Annotated in this window: 20 protein-coding genes; 6 read left to right on the top strand and 14 right to left on the bottom strand. The window is 37.0% G+C overall.

Features of this window, described 5'->3' with window-relative positions:
* Window positions 1-140: 140 nt before the first annotated feature.
* Window positions 141-1,298, bottom strand: a complete 1,158-nt coding sequence (locus tag J416_RS08435) for an acyl-CoA dehydrogenase family protein (protein ID WP_003468582.1) — start codon at window positions 1,296-1,298, stop codon at window positions 141-143.
* A gap of 197 nt (window positions 1,299-1,495) precedes the next feature.
* Here J416_RS08435 and J416_RS08430 point away from each other — a divergent pair, with 197 nt between their 5' ends.
* The 4 genes from J416_RS08430 to J416_RS08415 all read left to right on the top strand — a co-directional run bounded on the left by J416_RS08430 (window position 1,496) and on the right by J416_RS08415 (window position 5,898).
* The gene (locus J416_RS08430) at window positions 1,496-2,986 is read left to right on the top strand and encodes a spore germination protein (RefSeq protein ID WP_003468579.1); all 1,491 of its coding nucleotides are present in this window, start codon (window positions 1,496-1,498) and stop codon (window positions 2,984-2,986) included.
* A gap of 7 nt (window positions 2,987-2,993) precedes the next feature.
* Window positions 2,994-4,100, top strand: coding sequence for a GerAB/ArcD/ProY family transporter (locus tag J416_RS08425; RefSeq protein ID WP_003468574.1), 1,107 nt, complete (start codon window positions 2,994-2,996; stop codon window positions 4,098-4,100).
* Window positions 4,087-5,187: a Ger(x)C family spore germination protein gene (locus J416_RS08420; RefSeq protein WP_003468572.1), complete on the top strand. Its 1,101-nt coding sequence runs from the start codon at window positions 4,087-4,089 to the stop codon at window positions 5,185-5,187. The genes J416_RS08425 and J416_RS08420 overlap by 14 nt, the downstream gene beginning before the upstream one ends.
* Window positions 5,188-5,256: 69 nt before the next feature.
* A complete protein-coding gene (locus J416_RS08415) occupies window positions 5,257-5,898 on the top strand; it encodes a YczE/YyaS/YitT family protein (protein WP_003468569.1) in 642 nt (213 codons plus the stop codon).
* A 39-nt stretch (window positions 5,899-5,937) separates the two neighbouring features.
* On the opposite strand, the gene J416_RS08410 is transcribed toward J416_RS08415, so the two are convergent.
* The 8 genes from J416_RS08410 to J416_RS16765 all read right to left on the bottom strand — a co-directional run bounded on the left by J416_RS08410 (window position 5,938) and on the right by J416_RS16765 (window position 11,277).
* On the bottom strand, window positions 5,938-6,294 hold the full coding sequence (locus tag J416_RS08410; RefSeq protein ID WP_003468566.1) for a response regulator: 357 nt from the start codon (window positions 6,292-6,294) through the stop codon (window positions 5,938-5,940).
* A gap of 19 nt (window positions 6,295-6,313) precedes the next feature.
* Complete coding sequence (locus J416_RS08405; RefSeq protein WP_003468564.1) at window positions 6,314-6,781, bottom strand: chemotaxis protein CheW; 468 nt, start codon at window positions 6,779-6,781, stop codon at window positions 6,314-6,316.
* A gap of 29 nt (window positions 6,782-6,810) precedes the next feature.
* Window positions 6,811-7,275 (bottom strand): chemotaxis protein CheX, encoded by a 465-nt coding sequence (locus tag J416_RS08400; RefSeq protein ID WP_003468561.1) that lies wholly within the window; start codon window positions 7,273-7,275, stop codon window positions 6,811-6,813.
* Window positions 7,276-7,529: 254 nt separating this feature from the next.
* Window positions 7,530-8,516, bottom strand: coding sequence for a siderophore ABC transporter substrate-binding protein (locus tag J416_RS08395; RefSeq protein ID WP_003468558.1), 987 nt, complete (start codon window positions 8,514-8,516; stop codon window positions 7,530-7,532).
* Window positions 8,517-8,635: 119 nt separating this feature from the next.
* Complete coding sequence (locus J416_RS08390; RefSeq protein WP_003468555.1) at window positions 8,636-9,394, bottom strand: iron ABC transporter ATP-binding protein; 759 nt, start codon at window positions 9,392-9,394, stop codon at window positions 8,636-8,638.
* On the bottom strand, window positions 9,388-10,335 hold the full coding sequence (locus tag J416_RS08385; RefSeq protein WP_003468545.1) for an iron chelate uptake ABC transporter family permease subunit: 948 nt from the start codon (window positions 10,333-10,335) through the stop codon (window positions 9,388-9,390). The genes J416_RS08390 and J416_RS08385 overlap by 7 nt, the downstream gene beginning before the upstream one ends.
* Window positions 10,328-10,738 carry an iron chelate uptake ABC transporter family permease subunit gene (locus J416_RS16770; RefSeq protein WP_003468532.1) on the bottom strand — a complete coding sequence of 137 codons (411 nt, stop codon included), beginning with the start codon at window positions 10,736-10,738 and terminating at the stop codon, window positions 10,328-10,330. The genes J416_RS08385 and J416_RS16770 overlap by 8 nt, the downstream gene beginning before the upstream one ends.
* Window positions 10,675-11,277, bottom strand: coding sequence for an iron chelate uptake ABC transporter family permease subunit (locus J416_RS16765; RefSeq protein WP_003468530.1), 603 nt, complete (start codon window positions 11,275-11,277; stop codon window positions 10,675-10,677). Before J416_RS16765 ends, J416_RS16770 begins: the two co-directional genes overlap by 64 nt.
* Before the next feature lie 189 nt (window positions 11,278-11,466).
* On the opposite strand from J416_RS16765, the gene pabB reads away from it, so the two are divergent.
* Both pabB and J416_RS08370 read left to right on the top strand, forming a co-directional pair.
* Entirely contained in the window at window positions 11,467-13,209 is a 1,743-nt protein-coding gene (gene pabB / locus J416_RS08375; RefSeq protein ID WP_003468528.1) for an aminodeoxychorismate synthase component I, read from the top strand.
* Between the two features lie 61 nt (window positions 13,210-13,270).
* Window positions 13,271-13,696, top strand: coding sequence for a BrxA/BrxB family bacilliredoxin (locus tag J416_RS08370; protein ID WP_003468526.1), 426 nt, complete (start codon window positions 13,271-13,273; stop codon window positions 13,694-13,696).
* A 94-nt stretch (window positions 13,697-13,790) separates the two neighbouring features.
* Here the strand turns inward: J416_RS08370 and J416_RS08365 are convergent, their stop codons facing one another.
* The 5 genes from J416_RS08365 to J416_RS08345 form a co-directional block, all read right to left on the bottom strand.
* Window positions 13,791-14,996, bottom strand: coding sequence for a coiled-coil domain-containing protein (locus tag J416_RS08365; protein WP_003468523.1), 1,206 nt, complete (start codon window positions 14,994-14,996; stop codon window positions 13,791-13,793).
* 182 nt (window positions 14,997-15,178) lie between these two features.
* Window positions 15,179-15,805, bottom strand: a complete 627-nt coding sequence (locus J416_RS08360; protein WP_003468521.1) for a YesL family protein — start codon at window positions 15,803-15,805, stop codon at window positions 15,179-15,181.
* A gap of 18 nt (window positions 15,806-15,823) precedes the next feature.
* A complete protein-coding gene (locus J416_RS08355) occupies window positions 15,824-16,663 on the bottom strand; it encodes a carbohydrate ABC transporter permease (RefSeq protein ID WP_003468519.1) in 840 nt (279 codons plus the stop codon).
* Between the two features lie 3 nt (window positions 16,664-16,666).
* Entirely contained in the window at window positions 16,667-17,563 is an 897-nt protein-coding gene (locus J416_RS08350) for a carbohydrate ABC transporter permease (protein WP_003468518.1), read from the bottom strand.
* Window positions 17,564-17,653: 90 nt separating this feature from the next.
* Complete coding sequence (locus J416_RS08345; protein ID WP_003468517.1) at window positions 17,654-18,982, bottom strand: ABC transporter substrate-binding protein; 1,329 nt, start codon at window positions 18,980-18,982, stop codon at window positions 17,654-17,656.
* Window positions 18,983-19,021: the final 39 nt, after the last annotated feature.

Here is a 19,021-nt window from a genome sequence, read left to right as displayed (position 1 = left end):
ACGCATATATTCATATTCGAGGCAAACAACTAGTCTAGCATTTGCTGTTTGAAGCATATATTCATATTCGAGGCAAATAAGCATTCCTATACCTTCTGTTTGACGCATAAGTTGATTTTTCCCAAGCAAAGGCATTATTATCACGAAAGTGCATGTTTAGCTAACATTTGTGTCACCATATCATCCATCGGTGGATTATGGAGACCAGCGCGAACATCACGGTAATATTGTTCAAAAGGCATCGTCTTAGATAAACCTCGCCCACCGACGATACGCATCGCTAGATCAACAATTTCATTGGCACTATTTGTCGCCACAATTTTCACAGTAGCTAGCTCGTTCATTAGATGGTTTCGTTGTTCTGGATACAAATCCCATTTCTCTGCGATACTATACATAAAATAACGAGCATGAATCAATTTTAAGTCGATTTCACCAATCTTTTGGCGCACATGTTCAACTTCAGAAATAGGATGATTTAAACTATTAGGCTGAAAGTTTTTGGCAAATTCAATCACATCATCTCTCGCTGCCTTTGCCACACCTAGATAACATGCTGGAATATGTAATAACCACCCTTTAGGAGCTGGTTTCTTTGGTTGATCAGCAACTTCGACTAAGTTCTCAGCAGGTACTTGTACGTCTTGCAAAATCAAATCATCACTACCCGTACCGCGCATGCCTAATGTATCCCATGTTTTCTCGACTTTAATTCCCTCAAGTTCTTTTGGTAATAAAAAGGAACCTACGACGTTTCGATCTTCAATGGTAGCTGTAATCACATAATAATCCAACACTTCTGCCATTGTCGTAAATGACTTTCGCCCATTAATCACATAATGATCAGCGTGGCGTACAGCCGTAGTTTCTGGCATTCCACCTCTTGTCGGACTTCCTGTTGCTGGTTCAGTTGCTGCACGATTAATCAGCTTCTGCTGATTTCCAATCTCAGTTGCTATTTGATCAAACATTTTTTCTTCCCAAAGTTTTTCTTCGCTTAATTCTTTCACAACCCCAAGATGCCAGCCAATCGATAGTGCTGTGGCTCCATCACCTTCTGCCAGTTTTTCTTGCATGACTAACATTTCATATAGACTTACTGCTTCTCCACTATATTCTTTTGGCAAGGTTAAGGATAAATATTGCTCATCACGAAGATCAGCTAAATTTTCTATAGGTAACTTTGCTTGTTCATCCGCTTGCTTTCTCCGTTGTTTTATTTTTTCTGCTACTCTTTCTGCTTTTTCATATAAACGTTGTTGTCGATCCGTTTGAATAATATTTTGGTCCATTTGCATTGATCATGCACTCCTTTTTTACTTCTAAATTGATGATATCGAACGTCAAGCATTTTTGCCAACCATTTACTCACATGCTGTTCCACAATGGATGACCCATTCTTTAAAACTAGTCTGAGCCGTGATGTATAGATTATTCTCTTTGATCCATACTAGGAGTCAGTCAAGTGATTCTATATTGAGGAGTCTTGTTTTCTATGTTGCGACGAATGCGTAAACAAAACAATCACACACCATCGATCCAATCCTTTCAAGACTTAATCAATGTCATGCGAGAAAGCGATGATTTTCAAACCTTACAATTTGGGAACAGTCAACAACTTAGCGTTTATTATTATCATTCTTTAATTGATACCGAGAAACTACAGACACACTTACTTCCGTATACCAATAATATTAAATTTAAAAAATTGGAAGAGTTAAAGAATGTGTTACCTTTTGATGAAACAGAAATCACTTCTGATCTTCAAACGATTGAAAGTAAACTATTAGACAGTCATATTGGTGTTACACTCGGAACAAGAACAAACCAAGTATTGCTAATACCAGCGAAGTTTAATTCAGATCGAAATATTACTCAACCCGAAATTGAATTCAGTGTAATTGGGCCAAAACTTGCTTTCATCGAAAATTTACAAACCAATGTGAATCTTATTCGTCGTAGAGTGAAACTTCCTCAACTACAAGTAAAAACAATCGAAGTAGGAAAAGTGACAAAAACAAAAGTAGCCGTGGTTTATATTGATGGGATTGCCAATAAAGAAAATGTTGATACAGTCAAACAACGAATTAAAGATATTGAATATGATCAAATCATTGATAGCTCATTTATTGCACAAATGATAACCGACAATTCTCAATCACCATTTCCACAGTTAATGGATACCGAGCGACCTGACCGAATAAGCAGTGCTTTAATCGAAGGAAAAGTTGCCATCATTTGTGATGGTTCCCCGCACGTCATTAGTGCACCGACAACCTTAGTCGAGTTCTTTGCCTCCTATGAAGATTATTTTTTAAATTCATATATTGCGACCGCCTTTCGGTTGATTCGAATTTTTGCCGTATTATTTTCGGTACTCATTACGCCCATGTACGTAGCCGTTTTAACGTATCACTATCAAATTGTTCCTATCGATTTGTTAGGAACATTAATCTCGTCAAGGCGAGATATTCCTTTTCCCCCCGTTATCGAAGTGATTATTTTAGAATTAACGATCGAATTACTCCGTGAAGCTGGAGCCCGGTTACCAACAAAAATTGGACAAACCATTGGTATCGTTGGTGGTATTGTTATTGGAACGGCCGCAGTTGAAGCAGGATTAACGAGTAATGTGTTATTAATTTTAGTTGCACTCGCTGCTCTAGCTTCGTTTACGACACCCATTTATCGAATCGGGAATACGATCCGCTTGTTACGTTTTCCGTTCATCATTTTTGCGCAAATGTGGGGGATGGTTGGTGTCATCGTTGGTTTGATGTTTACGATGTGTCATTTACTAAGACTAACCTCCATTGGCAGACCTTTTACCGAACCATTTTTCCCACCTCGCTGGCGTGATTTAAAAGATGCTTTCATTCGGTTTCCATTTGAGTTTCAAGGCAATCGCCCGATATTCACCTCGCCTAATGACAAGAAACGAATGAACTTGAAGCGAACCATTCCACCGAAAGATAAAAGAAAGTAGGACAAAGATGAAACAACATCAAAAACCGGATATCACGCAAATGGTTTCACCTTTTCTTCTTTTGTACATATTGCATGCCACACAAGTCGGTGAAGGAATATTAAGTTTTGAGCGTAAGATTGCAAAGCTTGCTGGTTATGACGCATGGATGAGTATTATTTTGACCGGTATATTAACTACCATTGTGATCTGGTTGATTTGGCAAATCATTCGTAACAATGAGGAAGATATCATTGATGTCCATCACCAGTTATTCGGAAAATGGATCGGAAATTTATGCTCAATACTTCTTGCAAGTTATTTTTTTATCGTGGCTGTATCCATTTTACGTTCTTACATCGAAGTATTTCAAATTTGGTTTTTTCCTGATTTGTCGATTTGGTTCTTCACACTAGTGATATATATCTTGATGCTTTATATTATTTTAGGTGGCTTTCGAGTTGTTGTTGGATTTGCTTTTTTTAGTGTGTTCATCACATTCTTTTTAGCCATATTTAAGTATGCTGCATTTACGAACGGTTATATGGAGAACCTATTCCCCATGATGAATACGGAGATATCGAACATTATTCGTGCGGTTGAACCGATGATGTTCAGTTTTTTAGGCATTGAATTGATTTTACTGTATGCACCATTTATAAAAAATTTCCAACGAAGTAAGAAATGGGCCATATGGGGAAACATTATTACCACTTTGGTTTATTTCATTTCTTGTATCTCGATTTTCGTTTATTTTAATGAAACACAAATTCAAAAAATAGCCTGGCCAACCCTTCATTTATGGAAAATTATTGATTATCCATTTATTCAGCGATTTGAATACTTAGGGATTTCATTACATTTCTTTTCTATTATTGCAACGAGTTGTATGTATTTTTGGTCTACTGTCCAAACATGGCACCGGATGACGAATCACTCATTTCGAAACATTGCCTTCATTTTAGCAACTTTCGGTATGGGGAGCATTTTTTTGATCGATAATTTTATAATTATTGAGCGTTCCATTACTGTGATGTCAAAAATCGGTGTCATTGTGATGGTTATCTATATTCCCTTGTTATTTGTATGGCGACTCATTATTTCAGGAGTGAAACGATCCAATGAAAACCATTAACTTCCGATGCGTGTTGATAGCTTCCATGGGATTAATCACGATTTTAAGTGGGTGTATCCAAACAGAAATTATCGATGATATTGAACTTGTCATGAGCGCTGGTTATGATTGGGATTCAACTAATCAACAATATATGGGTACAGCCGTTGCCCCTTTATATGGGAGTAGCGAAGAAAAAAATATGCGACAACATGTTAGTTACAGTGCTGAGGGGAAAACTGTTGAGAGCATTCGTTCCAAAATTGAAACGAAAACACCGAAACCAGTTGAACAAGGAACACTATTAAACATTTTATTTGGTGAAGAATTAGCAAAAAAAGGGGTACAAGATATCTTATATGGCATTAACGAAAATCCTGTGATTGGACGCGGGCTTCATTTAGCAATCGCTCAAGGTGAGGCTCAGTCTCTATTGAAGCAACAAATCAATGTGGAACAAACCTTACCTCGCTATCTTGATCGATTAATTAAAAGCAACACAAAAAAGAACATACCACGCATCAACTTGCATGACTTTAATTACCGATTGACTGGTGAGGGGATGGATCCGTTCTTACCGATTGTACAATATGATCCCGATGAATCTTCACTGAATATTACAGGAATTGCTTTATTTAAAGATGATAAAATGGTTGATCAAATCCATTATGATCAATTCTTTTTATTTACCATTTTGTATCAACCTACAAAAGACAACACTTATCAATTCTTTTGGGAAGAAAAAGACACATTTATTACCATTAGTTCCATCAACTCAAAAGAACAAAAACGATGGATAACAAAAGATAAAGGAGAGATTGAGGTAAATGTTACAGGAATACTAACAGAAACCAATAAAGTCAAATTGAATACGATCAAAGAAAAAAATAGGCTTGAACAAGCGATCTCCAAAAAACTAAAAGAAGAAGCTGCACAATTGATCACGTTATTTCAAGAACTAGAAATTGACCCCTTAATGATGGGCACTTCTGCCAAGGCAACTTTTCGTGATTGGCGTGCAAAAACTTGGAAAGAGCGTTATCCTGATACAGACATCAAAGCGAACATCACTATCAATCTGGAACAATCCAATATAACCGAAGAATAATCTATTCCAAGCTGCTCCATTTTTTGTTATAGTATAGCAAGTGAGTGTCTACTAGAGAGAGGGAAACGGATGATAAAATTACTGCATAAAGGATTTCATTATTATATAGTAGGGATCATTATTCTTACACTTGGAATATCATTAACGATTCAATCCATGTTAGGGACTTCTCCTTTTGATGCGTTATTAGTTGGACTTTATCGGACAATTGGTTTATCAATTGGCAGCTGGGAAATCATTGTCGGTTTTACATTTGTTCTCATTAACGCCATAACCAGTCGAACGAAACCTGAATTATTCGCATTACTGACTTCTGTTTTTACTGGGATTGGGATTGACAGTTGGTTGTGGATCCAAGGGAACTGGCTCACACCTACTCTAATCATCGAACAATGGATTCTATTACTATTCGGCATTATACTTACAGGCGTTGGTGTTGCCGTATATCTTGAATCGAATTTTGCTCCCAACCCAATGGATCGTACAATGGTGATTCTGTCTGATAAAACATCATGGTCCTTAAGTATATCACGTGCCTTAATAAGTATTATTTTAGTTATCATTGCGCTTGCTTTTAATGGGGCAGTTGGTGTTGGAACATTGATTAATGCTTTATTTTCAGGTGTGATTATTCAGTGGTTTAGGCCTTATATCGTCGCAATCAAAACAAAACCATCCACAAATAAATCGTTTGAAACAAGCAAAAACTAATAGGGACGTGATACCTATGGAAGGTCACGTCCCGGTTAATTAAAAGATTTTTTCAATGGTTTCTTTTACGCGCTCTTCTGTGAATGGTTTTACAATAAAATCAGTGGCACCTGCTTTAATCGCATCGAGTACCATTTGTTGTTGTCCCATCGCTGAACACATCACAATCGTTGCATTACTATCTTTTCCCTTAATTTCCTTTGTCGCATCGACACCATTCATCTCAGGCATCGTAATATCCATTGATACTAAATCTGGTTGTAATTCTTCATACATTTCTGCAGCTTGTTGGCCATTTTCTGCTTCACCGACAACTTCATGACCTAAATTTGTAAAAATATTTTTTAATTGCATGCGCATAAATGCTGCATCATCTACAATTAATACTTGTGCCATGTCACTTACCTCCAATTATTTACTCTTTGGCTACTTGTTTTACTTCGTCAATTTCATCTAAATTCAAAACATGATCTAAATTTAATAACAACAACATCCCGCGATCTTCTAACTTAGCCACACCTTTTATGTAATGATAATCGACACCTGTTACCAATTCAGGTGCATCTTCAACAACCTCAGGCGGAATATCAATCACATCTGTCGCTTCATCAACAATAAATCCAACTTGCACTTCTTGGACATGGGCAATTAATATTCGCGTTTGTTCAGTCGGTTCTGCTTCATTCATTCCTAAGCGAGTTCGTAAATCAATAATTGGTGTCACACTACCTCGAAGGTTCATAATTCCTTTAATAAAATCAGATGATTGTGGAATATTGACGATCTCATCTAGACGCTCAATCGCTCTGATTTGGTCAATATTTGCCCCATATTCTTGTCCATTCAATTTAAAAATAATCGTCTTTGTTAATACTTCTTCCATTTTTGTTCACCTACCCTTTTCGGTTTCATTTATTGATTTAAGAGTAATGACATTTTCATTGCACCGATATTTTGATAGCGAATTTCTACTTCTAATACTCGTTTGAATCCTGTTAATTTCGCGTCCCCACTAATCACTGTTGGATGTGTAATATCAGTGTCAATTCCTTTGTCAGCCAAATGAGTCGATAATCCCCCAGCTAGCATGTTACCTAGCTCACCAGAAAACGAATCGAGCATATCATCAGAAATCTGCATCCCATAAAGTGCCTCGCCAATCTTACTAAATACATCGTGACTAGCTTCAATTAAAAGGTCACCTTTAAAACTACCACTATAGCCAATTAAAACGCCGTACTCTACTTGTAATGGATTTGTTGTCATTTTGGGAGCGTCAAATTCATGTTCAACAGGTACTACACTTTTTATCGACTGAACCGAGCCATTATAAAGTTCCTTAATGATTTCATTCATACTCACTTCTGATGTCGTCATGTCTATTCTCCTATCTCTATTTGGTAAATTAGTAATATATAATTAGTCCTTATAACTCATATTACCGAATAGATTGAATAAACACAATACTAATCAGGTATTTTATTCATTTTTTGTCGAAGACTATCTTATAAGTTTAGTTGTTTAACGATGATACGCAATCTATTTCATTCGTTTGCGTATCACTCTCTAAATAAAAATAATGGGGATAACATGTCTATTTTAAACATGTTACCCCCATTTAGCTTTACTTTTTATTCAAGTCCTTCTGACACTTCATTGACCATTTCTTTAACAGATGTTAAGCCACCGCCTGATACATACCAGTAATATGGGTCTAAATAGGTAATTTGATCATTTTGAGCAGCAGTGGTTTCATTTACTAACTCATTATCTAGTGTTTTCTCTGCACTAGCTTCACCGCCAACAACAGTATTACGATCAATAACAAATAGATAATCTGGGTTCGTTTCAGCTAAATATTCAAAACTCACATTCTGACCATGGGTCGATACATCAATACTTTCATCAGCTTCTGGTACGCCGAATACATCGTGAATAATACCAAATCGAGATCCAGCACCAAAAGCGCTGACGCCTCCTTCATTTGTTAAAATCACCAATCCATTACCTTCCATTGCATCTGCCTTTTCTTGTAATGCTGTAATGGAATCGTTAATTTCGGTTAATGCCTGTTCTGCTTCATCTTCTTTTGTGAAAATTTGTCCAAGTGTTGTCACATTGGATTCAAATGACTCCATATAATTCTCTGTATCAACACCCATATAAATCGTCGGTGCTAATTCAGCCAAATCTTCATATACTTCTGAAGTACGACCAGAAATAATAATTAAATCAGGGTCTACTGTCGCTAATGTTTCGAAGTCTGGTTCAAATAAAGTACCAGCATTTTTGTATTCATCACTATCATATTGACTTAAATGTGGTGGTAAGTTTTCTTTTGGTACTGCAGCAACATCAACACCTAGTTCATCTAACGTTTCTAATGTACCCATATCAAACACGACTACATTCTCTGGATTCGTAGGTACGGTTGTCGTGTCTAACTCATGTTCCACCTCTATTTCTGCAGGCGTTTCTTCCTCCTGTTGTTCTTGATTTTCTGTTTCATTTCCTTCAGCTTCTGCATTCGCTTCTGAATCTCCTCCAGAGTCATTACCACAAGCAACGACAAACATACTGATCGCTAACAATAGGATCAAACTATATATTTTTTTCATGATTCTTCCCCCTTTAAAAATGTAGTGAAATCTATTTACAAGATGGTCTTCCATTTGCACCTATTTATTCACAAGGGCCCAATAGGCTTATGTAGGAAAATCCATCAATGTAACAAAAATTATTTAAAATATAAACAAATCTTACATTGGTCAATATCATGGATATTAATATCCATATCATATACATCTCGCAATACTTCCTTACTAATCATGTCATCTTTTGCACCTTGATGAACAATTTTTCCTTCTTTTAATGCCACGATATAGTCAGAATAAACAGAAGCAAAATTCACATCGTGGATCACGATCACAACTGTTTTACCTAACTCTCGAACAAGGCGGTGTAATACTTTCATAATTTGTACCGCATGTTTCATATCCAAATTATTCAATGGTTCATCTAACAAAATATAATCGGTATCCTGAGCAATCACCATGGCAATAAATGCCCGTTGTTTTTGCCCGCCACTTAATTGATCAAGAAACTTATCTTCCATCTCGGTTAATTCCATATATTCGATGGCCTGTTGAACAAATTTCTCATCTTCTTTCGTTAATCGTCCTTGCGAATACGGAAATCGACCAAAGCCAACGAGCTCTCGTACGGTAAGACGTACGTTTAAATGATTCGACTGGCGAAGAATTGATACTTTTTTCGCCAGTGAATTACTTTTTACAGTAGAAATTTCTTCCCCATCGATTTCTACTTCGCCTTCATCTTTTGATATGAGCCGACTAACGATCGATAACAGCGTACTTTTCCCTGCACCATTAGGCCCAATGAAAGAAGTGATCTTTCCTTTAGGAATGGACACCGATACTTGATCAACAACTGCTGTATCACCATATTTTTTCGTTATTTCTTTAGCTTCTACCATTGTTTATTCTCCTTTAAAATCAAGTATAGGAAATAGATACCACCAATGAAATTAATAATCACACTGAGTGTTGTTGCAAAAGAGAAAATCCGATCGACAATGATCTGACCTCCAACTAGAGCAATCACACTAATAATTGAAGCGCCAAGCAATAGATAAGTATGTCGGTATGTTCGAATAAACTCATATGTAACATTGGCAACGATTAAGCCTAAAAACATGATTGGCCCGACCATAGCTGTAGCAACCGAGATCAATACAGCAATTACAATCAATAGCCGTTTGACCACCCAATCGTAATGAACTCCTAGATTGATTGCATGTTCTTTACCTAACGATAGGACATCTAAATATTTCATGAATCGTTGAAAATAAACAAGTACTGCTACAATTAACCCAATCGAAACCCATAAAATATCGGTATTGACATTGTTAAAACTCGCAAACATTCGGTTTTGAACGACCATAAATTCGTTAGGGTCAATTAACACTTGCATAAATGACGATAAACTACCAAAAAATGTCCCAAACACTAAACCTACTAATAGTAGAAAATAAATATTTTGTTGTTTGCGAAATAATAATTGGTACAGTAGAAAAGCAAATACAACCATTAATCCAACAGATAAAGCAAAATTATAATTCGGATTCGTCGCAATCAAACTTGTTGAACCAAACACAAAGATAACGAATGTCTGTAATAGCATATATAAAGAATCTAGCCCAACGACACTCGGTGTTAAAATTCGATTATTCGTAATCGTTTGGAAGACGACAGTAGCTATGGCAATAACTGCGCCAGTAACGATGATAGCTAACACTCTTGTCATTCTTCTCGGTAAAATATATTCCCAATTCCCTGGTATTCCTACAAACACGTAAACGGCAATTAAAATCATAGCTATAACTGCAAGAAGTAGTAACTTCGTACGGTTATGCATAGGCAGATCTCCTCATAATTAAATAAAGGAAAATACCACTACCGATTACGCCTACCGTTACACCGATTGCTATTTCATATGGGAATATAATGATTCTACCTAAAATGTCACAAGCTAATACAAAAACAGCACCAAGCATGGCTGTATGTGGCAAACTATGTTTTAAATGATCGCCTTGATAAATCGTAACGATATTCGGAATAATTAACCCTAAAAATGGAATCATACCGACTGTTAAAATGACAACAGCAGTGATAATCGCTACAATCACTAAACCAATATTTACGACCCGACGATGATGTAGCCCTAAGTTCGTTGCAAAGTCTTCTCCCATGCCTGCTATCGTAAATTTATTGGCATATAGATAAGCAATAATAATAAGCGGCACACTAATAAAGAGCATTTCATATCTTCCTTGCATAATGAGGGCAAAGTTTCCTTGTAGCATGAAGACATGTTTTGAATTAAATCATTTTGATAAGCAAAAAATGTCGTTATCGAGCTCACAATATTACCAAACATTAACCCCACTAAAGGAATAAAAATCGGATCTTTGAATTTGACCTTGTCAAGTATTTTCATAAAAACGAAGGTTCCTAGTAAAGCAAATACAAAAGCAACCATCATTTTTTCAACAGGTCCAGCAGTCGGAAATACTAACAACGCTACTAATATCCCCAATCGAGCGGAATCCATCGTCCCAGCCGTCGTAGGTGAAACAAATTTATTTCTACTTAACTGCTGCATAATTAAACCGCAAATACTCATACTCATACCTGCAATAATTATACTAAGTAACCTTGGTAGTCGACTCACCCACAAAATGTCTAATTGACTATCCGTTAAATGAAAAATGTCAAGAATATCAACATCAATCACACCAATAAACAATGAAGTGATTGATAATAGGATGAGCAGTACCATTAAGTACCAAAACTTCATATCCTAACCCTATGCCTTTCTAGTTCATGAAATTATCAATAATGAAAATCATTATCAATTACTATATACATTATCATAGCAGATTTTGTTAATCTGTCAACTATCTAATTGAAAATTTTTCTCAATGACGTTGATATTTATGGCAAAAGCCGTATAATAACGAGAGAGGTATTTTACAGGAGGCCAAAAATGAAAGAGACATATTTACAATTTGATTTTTCTTTCAATGAAGATACGAATGCTCCCCTTTGTTTTTCTCATGCGCAAGAAGTGTTTCAAACAAATGATCTAACAGATGTTACAACCATTTTTCAAGAAATCGAACAAGCTCTCAATCGTGGTTATTATGTAGCTGGCTTTGTGTCATATGAGGCCGCACCTGCTTTTCATAACCATTATAAGGCGCATCCTTCATCCCAATTTCCATTAGTATGGTTTGGTGTGTTTGACAAGCCCAGTTCTCAAGTAGCATACCCACAGTCGAATGATTATGAAATGAGTAATTGGCAAAACACGATGTCAGATGAAGAATATAACGAGAAGATCAGTCGTATTCACCAAGCCATACAACTTGGTGATACATACCAGGTGAACTTTACGACACGGTTACACGCCAACTTCTCCGGGAATAGTTATTCCTTATATCAACAACTCATGCAAAATCAAAAAGCTCATTATGGCGCGTATTTACAAATTGGAGGATATCATATTCTTTCAGCTTCACCTGAACTATTCTTTCAAGTGAAAGATGGGCAGCTGATGACAAAACCGATGAAAGGTACAAGTAAACGTGGCAAGACATTAGAAGAAGATGAATATCAGAAACAAAAACTCTATCATTCTGAAAAAGAACGGGCTGAAAATGTGATGATCGTTGATTTATTACGAAATGATGTAGGGAAAATCGCAAATTGGGGGTCTGTTCAAGTCGAAAAACTTTTTGATATTGAAACCTATCCGACCGTCCATCAAATGACTTCGACCATTCACGCTACATTAAAGTCGCAGCTAACCATTTATGATTGGTTTCAAGCATTGTTTCCATGCGGGTCCATTACGGGTGCACCCAAGGCAAAAACCATGGAATATATTCAAGCTCTAGAAACCACTCCACGCAATGTGTATTGTGGCGCTATTGGTTGGATTTCACCGAATCGCGAGGCCATATTTAATGTTCCGATCCGAACAGTAACGATTGATCAAGAGAATCAAACCGCAACTTATGGTACTGGTGGCGGAGTTACTTGGGATTCATCATCTTATAGCGAACAACAGGAATTATATCAAAAAGCGGCTATCTTGGACCAAAAACGACCAACCTTTTGTTTATTGGAGTCCATGTTATTACATGAAGGTTCCTACCCTCTCCTTGATGAGCACTTACAACGTCTGAGTGATTCCGCTCGATATTTTCAATTTCATTTACAAATCAGCCGTGTGAAAGATCAACTCATAAATTTGGCGCGAAAACATGTAACGAGTGAATGGAAAGTACGATTGTTGTTATATGAAAATGGTGCCATCGAAACGTCCATATCTAAAATTGAGCCGATTCGAAGTATTATAACGGCCCAGTTAGCAAAACAGCCAGTCGATGAAGACAATGTGTTCATCTATCATAAAACGACGCATCGCGATTATATTAACCAAGTTGATAACGATCGACCGAATCACACTTTCACCAGTTTATTATGGAACACACAAGGTATGGCGACTGAATTCACGATCGGAAACCTAGTCGTTGAAAAGGATGGTGCATTCTTTACACCACCGATTACAGATGGTTTACTTCCTGGTATTTATCGAAAGCACTTACTGCGTGAAAAACGAGTGATCGAAAAGAGTATTCCTATTGATCAACTAGCTGCATATGACCGAATATGGTTTATTAATAGTGTAAGAGGATGGTTACCAGTGGAACTCAATATATGAGGCATTTTTCTCGTCACATTTTCGTCGATTTGTTACAATGCAAACCATAAGGAGGCAAAAAATGAATGCATATGAAGAATACATGAAAGAAATTACGCAACCGATGCGTGACGAATTAACAGAAGCAGGGTTTCAAGAATTAACGACACCTGAGGAAGTGTCAGAATTTATGAGCCAAAATGAAGAACCGGCGTTAGTTGTAGTCAATTCAATTTGCGGATGTGCGGCAGGTTTAGCTCGTCCAGCGATTGTTGCTTCATTAGAAAGTCCACAACGGCCAAATCAATTAGTAACCGTTTTTGCTGGCCAAGATCGTGAAGCAACAGCAGCTATGAGAGAATATTTTGACGTAGAACCATCTTCACCATCAATGGCGATTGTAAAGAATGGACAGTTGCAACATTTTATTCCTCGTGAAAATATTGAAGATCACGAAGTCGAGGAAATTGTGAATCAATTGACACAAGCTTATCAAACCTATTGCTAATGCAGTAAAATTCCACACAAGATTCAATAAAAAATCCGAACTGTTTTTCGAATCGGCCAAAAGGATTCGAAATCGTTCGGATTTTTTATGCTTATTAATTCATCACACGGCGTACGTGACCAGCGAATTTATCATTCCAGTAGCCACTACTCATATCAGCAATTGCTACACCAGTTGAACTTTGTGAACCAATAAATTCGTTATTTCCAACATATATACCTACGTGACCGTTGGTTTTATACGTATTAAAGAAAACGAGATCTCCTGGTTGCATATCACTTGGTGAAACTCTAGATCCAGTACTAGATAAACCCGCTGTACTAGCTGGCAGACTTACACCTGCTTGCCTAAATGCCCAGCTAACAAAGGCAGAGCAGTCAAAGATCCCGTTAGCAATGTCTTTAGCAGATCTTCCGCGACTAAATCCATACGAAGAATTACCAATATATTTTTTCCCAACATTAATGACTGTTTGCACATCTCCACTAGCTACTTGATGATTGTTTGAATTACTTGAAAATTGCTCAATATCATTCGAATGACTATTCATTTGGTTTTGAGCATCTTCAAGTGCTGCTTCTTTGTTCGCTAAAACTTGTTCTTCGACATTTAAGTCATCTAATACGTCCTGATTTGCTTCTTCTTTCGCTTCTAATTCTTCTTTATATGCTTCACTTTGCTCTTTTTGTTCTTTCACTTGTGTTTGCATCGCTTCGTACTCTGCTTTCATGTCTTTTAAATCAGATAATTTTTGGTCTAATTCTTCTTTTTTATCCTCGACCGCTTCTTTATCTTCTTTTTGACTATTAAGTAATTCTTGATCTGACTTAGTGATTTTGTTTACGAGGGTCATACGATCAACGAAATCAAGAAAATCTGTTGCACCAAATATAACTTCCAAATAACTTTGTGAACCGCCTTTTTCTTGTAAGGTAGAGACACGTTCTTCTAAAATTTTGTTACGTTTGGCAATTTTCTCTTCCAGTTGCGCAATTTCTTCATTTAGAGGCTCAATCTGTTCTTCGACTTGAGCAATCTGATCTTTAGTATCAGTTATTTTTTGCTCATTACTTTCGATTGCTTCATTTATTCTCGCAATGTCTTCATTCAACGCTACCAATTCATCTTTCAATGATTGTAATTCGGCTTCTTTATCATCAATTTCTGATTGAACTTCTTCACGTTGGGACTGGATCTCTTCTTGTGTTTCTGCTTGAACTTGATTATGTATGACGAAAACACTTCCAAAAATAACTGCACTAACGGTTAACTTCTTTGAGATCTGATTAAGACTGATCACGTAACTCCCCTGCCTTCTAATAAAATTAATCAATTCTTTTATCTATTAATCTATGTTGGGTACTTTAATTTTGATTCCGTTAGCAGTATAACATACGATGATTTCAATCATGTAATAGAAATATTACAATATTATTTCAAATTCGATATAGTTTTTTTATAGAATAGGCAGAGGGGCATTTTTTACTGTGAATCAATGGCGACTTTCTTATCATGTCTTGCATGAACATGTTGAAATGCGCGTTTGGCCGGTATCATGAAACTAATGGATGATACACTCATACTAAAGAATATCATCAATCCTTGAAAATGCCACAAAATGGTCAAAATACCTATCTGTCCAAATACGATCATTAAAGTCGTTAATGGATTGACAATCATGATGACAAAAGCACTTTTAATGACTTGCCACACAGTCATCTGATAATATACGTACACTGGAAATGCATAGCAAGTTGTTAACAGAAATAATAGGCTGAAAGAAAGAAATGGAATCGTTAATAATAAAGCATATTGCGAAGAAGTAACCGTAAGAAAGAAAAAGTCTAAATACAGAATATAGGCGACAAGGGCTATAAAATAACCCAAAATATTTGAGCTTACAAATGATTGCTTGTATGCGTTCCAAAACACTGGCCAAATTTTAATGTCACCTTTTCCCATTACCCAATCTCTTGAAACGGTAAAGGTTGCAGCTGTAGCTGGAAACAAGCCAGCTACAACAAAACCGAGCATACTAAACACTATCCATAGCAAATTCAGATAAGCTAGTTTCGTTACCCATTCCAACAGTCGATATATGGCACTCATGCTAATGGCCTCCTTTCTTTATCCCTTCAGACCACTGGTACTAATTCCTTCAACCACATATCGCTGAAAGATAAAGAATATGACAAACACCGGAATTAAAGATACGATCGACATCGCAAACATCGCGCCCCAATTTGATACCGTTTCATTGCTTAAGAACATATTTAACGCCATCGATACCGTATATTTCGATGGACTATTCAAATACAAAACCGGACCTAACAAATTATCCCATGTCCAATAAAAAGTGAAAATCGCAGTAGTCGCTAACGCTGGGACAATCAACGGCAGAATAATTCGCGTATACACACTAAAAATATTACACCCATCAATAATGGCCGCTTCGTCTAGCTCACGTGGAATCGTTCGAATAAATTGAACAAGCAAAAAGATAAAAAATGGATGACCAAAATAAGCTGGAACAACAAGAGGCTTTAATGAGTTTAACCAATCCAATTGTGCGAAAATAATGTATTGTGGGATCATGACAACTTCATAAGGTAACATTAATGTCATAATCATAATTGCAAACCAAAATCTCCGCCCAACAAACTGTAACCGAGCAAACCCAAAGGCGATCAGTGAGCATGACAACAAATGACCTAGTAATACGAGAAGGACAAATATCATGGTATTTTTTATAAATACACCAAAGCCATAATCTCCGAATCCTTCCCAACCTTGAACATAATTACTGAAAACAAACGGATTCGGAATAAGGGAGTCTGCGGTGATAAATATTTGTTCACTTACTTTAAAGGAACTCATCAGTAACCAAATCACTGGATACAGCAGCAAGACGGCCAATCCACCAACCATCAAATGATAGATGATCTTCTTTGGATATTGTGCTTTCATCTGTTATCGCCCCCCTTCTGACTCGTAATGAACCCAGAATCTTGAAGAGAAAAAGATAAGCGACGTTAAGATGGCGATAATAATTAACATCACCCAAGCCATTGCCGAAGCATATCCCATATGGAAAAATTCAAACCCTTGTTTAAATAAATAAAGAGAGTAGAGCAATGTTCCGTCTAACGGACCACCTGTACCTTTTGAAATAATGAAAGCTGGAACAAATGTCATAAACGCAGCGATCGTTTGCATAATCGCATTAAATAAAATGACTGGACTGAGCATGGGGATCGTAATACGAGTGAACTTTTGTAAAAAACTCGCGCCATCCACACTGGCTGCTTCATAATAACTGTGAGGGATCGACTTTAACCCTGCCAAGAAAATTAACATAGAAGAACCGAATTGCCAGACGGAAAGAAAAATTAACATCCATAATGCAGCTGTTGGATTACCAAACCATCGGACAGCATCGATACCGATAGTCATTAATGCGAGATTCACAATACCTTCATCACCAAAAATATTGCGCCACATAATAGCTACTGCTACACTGCCACCAATTAACGACGGCAAATAATAAAGCGTCCGATAGAGACCAACAGCCCGTGAAGCTGTATTTAATAGCATAGCTACTAATAACGCAAAACCTAATCGTAACGGCACACCGACAAAAACATAAATAAACGTAATTCGTAATGAATGGAGATATCTTGGATCTTCTGTAAACATTTTCTTAAAATTCTCCAAGCCAATCCACTGCGGTGTTGTAAATAAATCATAGGACGTAAACGAAAAATAAAAAGAAGCCAAAATGGGGATAATGGTAAAGGCGAGAAAACCGATGATAAACGGTCCAATAAAAAAATATCCCCATAAATTTTGTTTTAGATTGGATTGCATAATATCACCTCCGATTTGTCAACGGTGCAATCAATGGAAATATTCATGACGGCTAGAGGACCGTATGAATATTTCCATTGGTTAAGATCATTAATTGCCTAACATACTTTCAGCTTGTGTACGGAAATGTTGAGCCGCTTCTTCTGGCGTAATTTCGCCATAAGAGATTTGCTCTGATAAATTTTCTAACTCTGCTATAATTTCACCAGCACCTGCTGGATCTGCAGCCCCCATTGGTGTACTGTTATTTTCTACCCATTCAATATACTCAAATACTTCGGCTTGTGAAGCGGATACTTCACTCTTTAATGCTTCTTTAACGTCTGAATTCACTGGCACACCACGATCACCTAAAATTAATTTGTTGGCCTCGATATCATTCACAAAATAACTAATAAATTTAGCTGCCTCTTCTTTTGCTTCGGAATTTTCAGAGATTGAAAAGAACATACTTGGTTTTAAAAACAGACCATCTGCTACATTTGGTCCTGGCATCGGAGCCATATCAAATTCCAAGCCTGAAATATCTTCAAGACCAACGAATTGGTTGGACCATTGGAAGATGCCAACTCCTTCCCCTTTTACCACTGGATCGTCTTCTGGGCCAGCTAATTGCGCCATAAAGTCTGGAGTTGGTGTCGCTTCCGTTTCAACTTGTTCTTTCACGATTGTAAAGAAATCGACAAATAGTTGATCATCTTCATATCCTAATCCATTCCCGTCTTCAGCATATAGTCGCTTCCCTTGTGTGCGTAGATAGTAATTAAAAAACACATCCGCTTGCAGTCCATTATCAAAATAGTATCCAGCGTCAACTGCTTGTTGGGAAATTTCTTGATAATCTTCCCATGTCCAATCTTGTAATTGTTCAGCATCAATCCCGATTTCAGTTAACATCTCAGGATTATAATGAAAACCGACTGCGTTTACACCTAAGTTAAATCCGTATAAACCATCCCCGACTTCACCACCACTGATGATATCCTCTGAAATCTTGGATACATCAATTTGATTTTCCAGATAAGGTGTTAAATCGGCTAATTGATTATTTTCTGCGTATTGAGATAAATAAGATAAATCCATTGCGATAATATCGGGTAACTCATTGGCCGCTGCTTGAGGAGCGAGTTTCTGCCAATAATCTTCCCAGCTAGCGTATTCGGGCTCGATGGTGATCCCTGACTGTTCCTCATACATGTCAATCACTTCAAGTGTATAGTCATGTCGTGGTTGTGACCCCCACCACGCAATCCGAAGCGTTGTATCACTACTCGCCTCATCATTTTCATCAGTAGCTTCTTGATTCGTTTCACTTGAATCATCGCTATCATCAGATTGATCAGATGGTTCATCATTTCCACAGGCACTCAACCAAAATACAAACACAATTCCCAGTAATATAATCCATCCTTTTCTCATACCTTTTCCTCCTTTTTAAGTTAATGGAAGCGATTACAA

Source organism: Gracilibacillus halophilus YIM-C55.5, assembly GCF_000359605.1.
GTDB lineage: Bacteria > Bacillota > Bacilli > Bacillales > Amphibacillaceae > Gracilibacillus > Gracilibacillus halophilus.
The sequence above is the reverse complement of the archived record's forward strand: the minus strand, read 5'-3'. Positions and strand labels throughout refer to the sequence as shown.

Excerpts from the sequence above, each read along its gene's own strand:
- J416_RS08435 (WP_003468582.1), bottom strand. The coding sequence starts at position 1,298 with ATGCAAATGGACCAAAATATTATTCAAACGGATCGACAACAACGTTTA.
- J416_RS08430 (WP_003468579.1), top strand. The coding sequence starts at position 1,496 with ATGTTGCGACGAATGCGTAAACAAAACAATCACACACCATCGATCCAA.
- J416_RS08425 (WP_003468574.1), top strand. The coding sequence starts at position 2,994 with ATGAAACAACATCAAAAACCGGATATCACGCAAATGGTTTCACCTTTT.
- J416_RS08420 (WP_003468572.1), top strand. The coding sequence starts at position 4,087 with ATGAAAACCATTAACTTCCGATGCGTGTTGATAGCTTCCATGGGATTA.
- J416_RS08415 (WP_003468569.1), top strand. The coding sequence starts at position 5,257 with ATGATAAAATTACTGCATAAAGGATTTCATTATTATATAGTAGGGATC.
- J416_RS08410 (WP_003468566.1), bottom strand. The coding sequence starts at position 6,294 with ATGGCACAAGTATTAATTGTAGATGATGCAGCATTTATGCGCATGCAA.
- J416_RS08405 (WP_003468564.1), bottom strand. The coding sequence starts at position 6,781 with ATGGAAGAAGTATTAACAAAGACGATTATTTTTAAATTGAATGGACAA.
- J416_RS08400 (WP_003468561.1), bottom strand. The coding sequence starts at position 7,275 with ATGACGACATCAGAAGTGAGTATGAATGAAATCATTAAGGAACTTTAT.
- J416_RS08395 (WP_003468558.1), bottom strand. The coding sequence starts at position 8,516 with ATGAAAAAAATATATAGTTTGATCCTATTGTTAGCGATCAGTATGTTT.
- J416_RS08390 (WP_003468555.1), bottom strand. The coding sequence starts at position 9,394 with ATGGTAGAAGCTAAAGAAATAACGAAAAAATATGGTGATACAGCAGTT.
- J416_RS08385 (WP_003468545.1), bottom strand. The coding sequence starts at position 10,335 with ATGCATAACCGTACGAAGTTACTACTTCTTGCAGTTATAGCTATGATT.
- J416_RS16770 (WP_003468532.1), bottom strand. The coding sequence starts at position 10,738 with ATGCTCTTTATTAGTGTGCCGCTTATTATTATTGCTTATCTATATGCC.
- J416_RS16765 (WP_003468530.1), bottom strand. The coding sequence starts at position 11,277 with ATGAAGTTTTGGTACTTAATGGTACTGCTCATCCTATTATCAATCACT.
- pabB (WP_003468528.1), top strand. The coding sequence starts at position 11,467 with ATGAAAGAGACATATTTACAATTTGATTTTTCTTTCAATGAAGATACG.
- J416_RS08370 (WP_003468526.1), top strand. The coding sequence starts at position 13,271 with ATGAATGCATATGAAGAATACATGAAAGAAATTACGCAACCGATGCGT.
- J416_RS08360 (WP_003468521.1), bottom strand. The coding sequence starts at position 15,805 with ATGAGTGCCATATATCGACTGTTGGAATGGGTAACGAAACTAGCTTAT.
- J416_RS08355 (WP_003468519.1), bottom strand. The coding sequence starts at position 16,663 with ATGAAAGCACAATATCCAAAGAAGATCATCTATCATTTGATGGTTGGT.
- J416_RS08350 (WP_003468518.1), bottom strand. The coding sequence starts at position 17,563 with ATGCAATCCAATCTAAAACAAAATTTATGGGGATATTTTTTTATTGGA.
- J416_RS08345 (WP_003468517.1), bottom strand. The coding sequence starts at position 18,982 with ATGAGAAAAGGATGGATTATATTACTGGGAATTGTGTTTGTATTTTGG.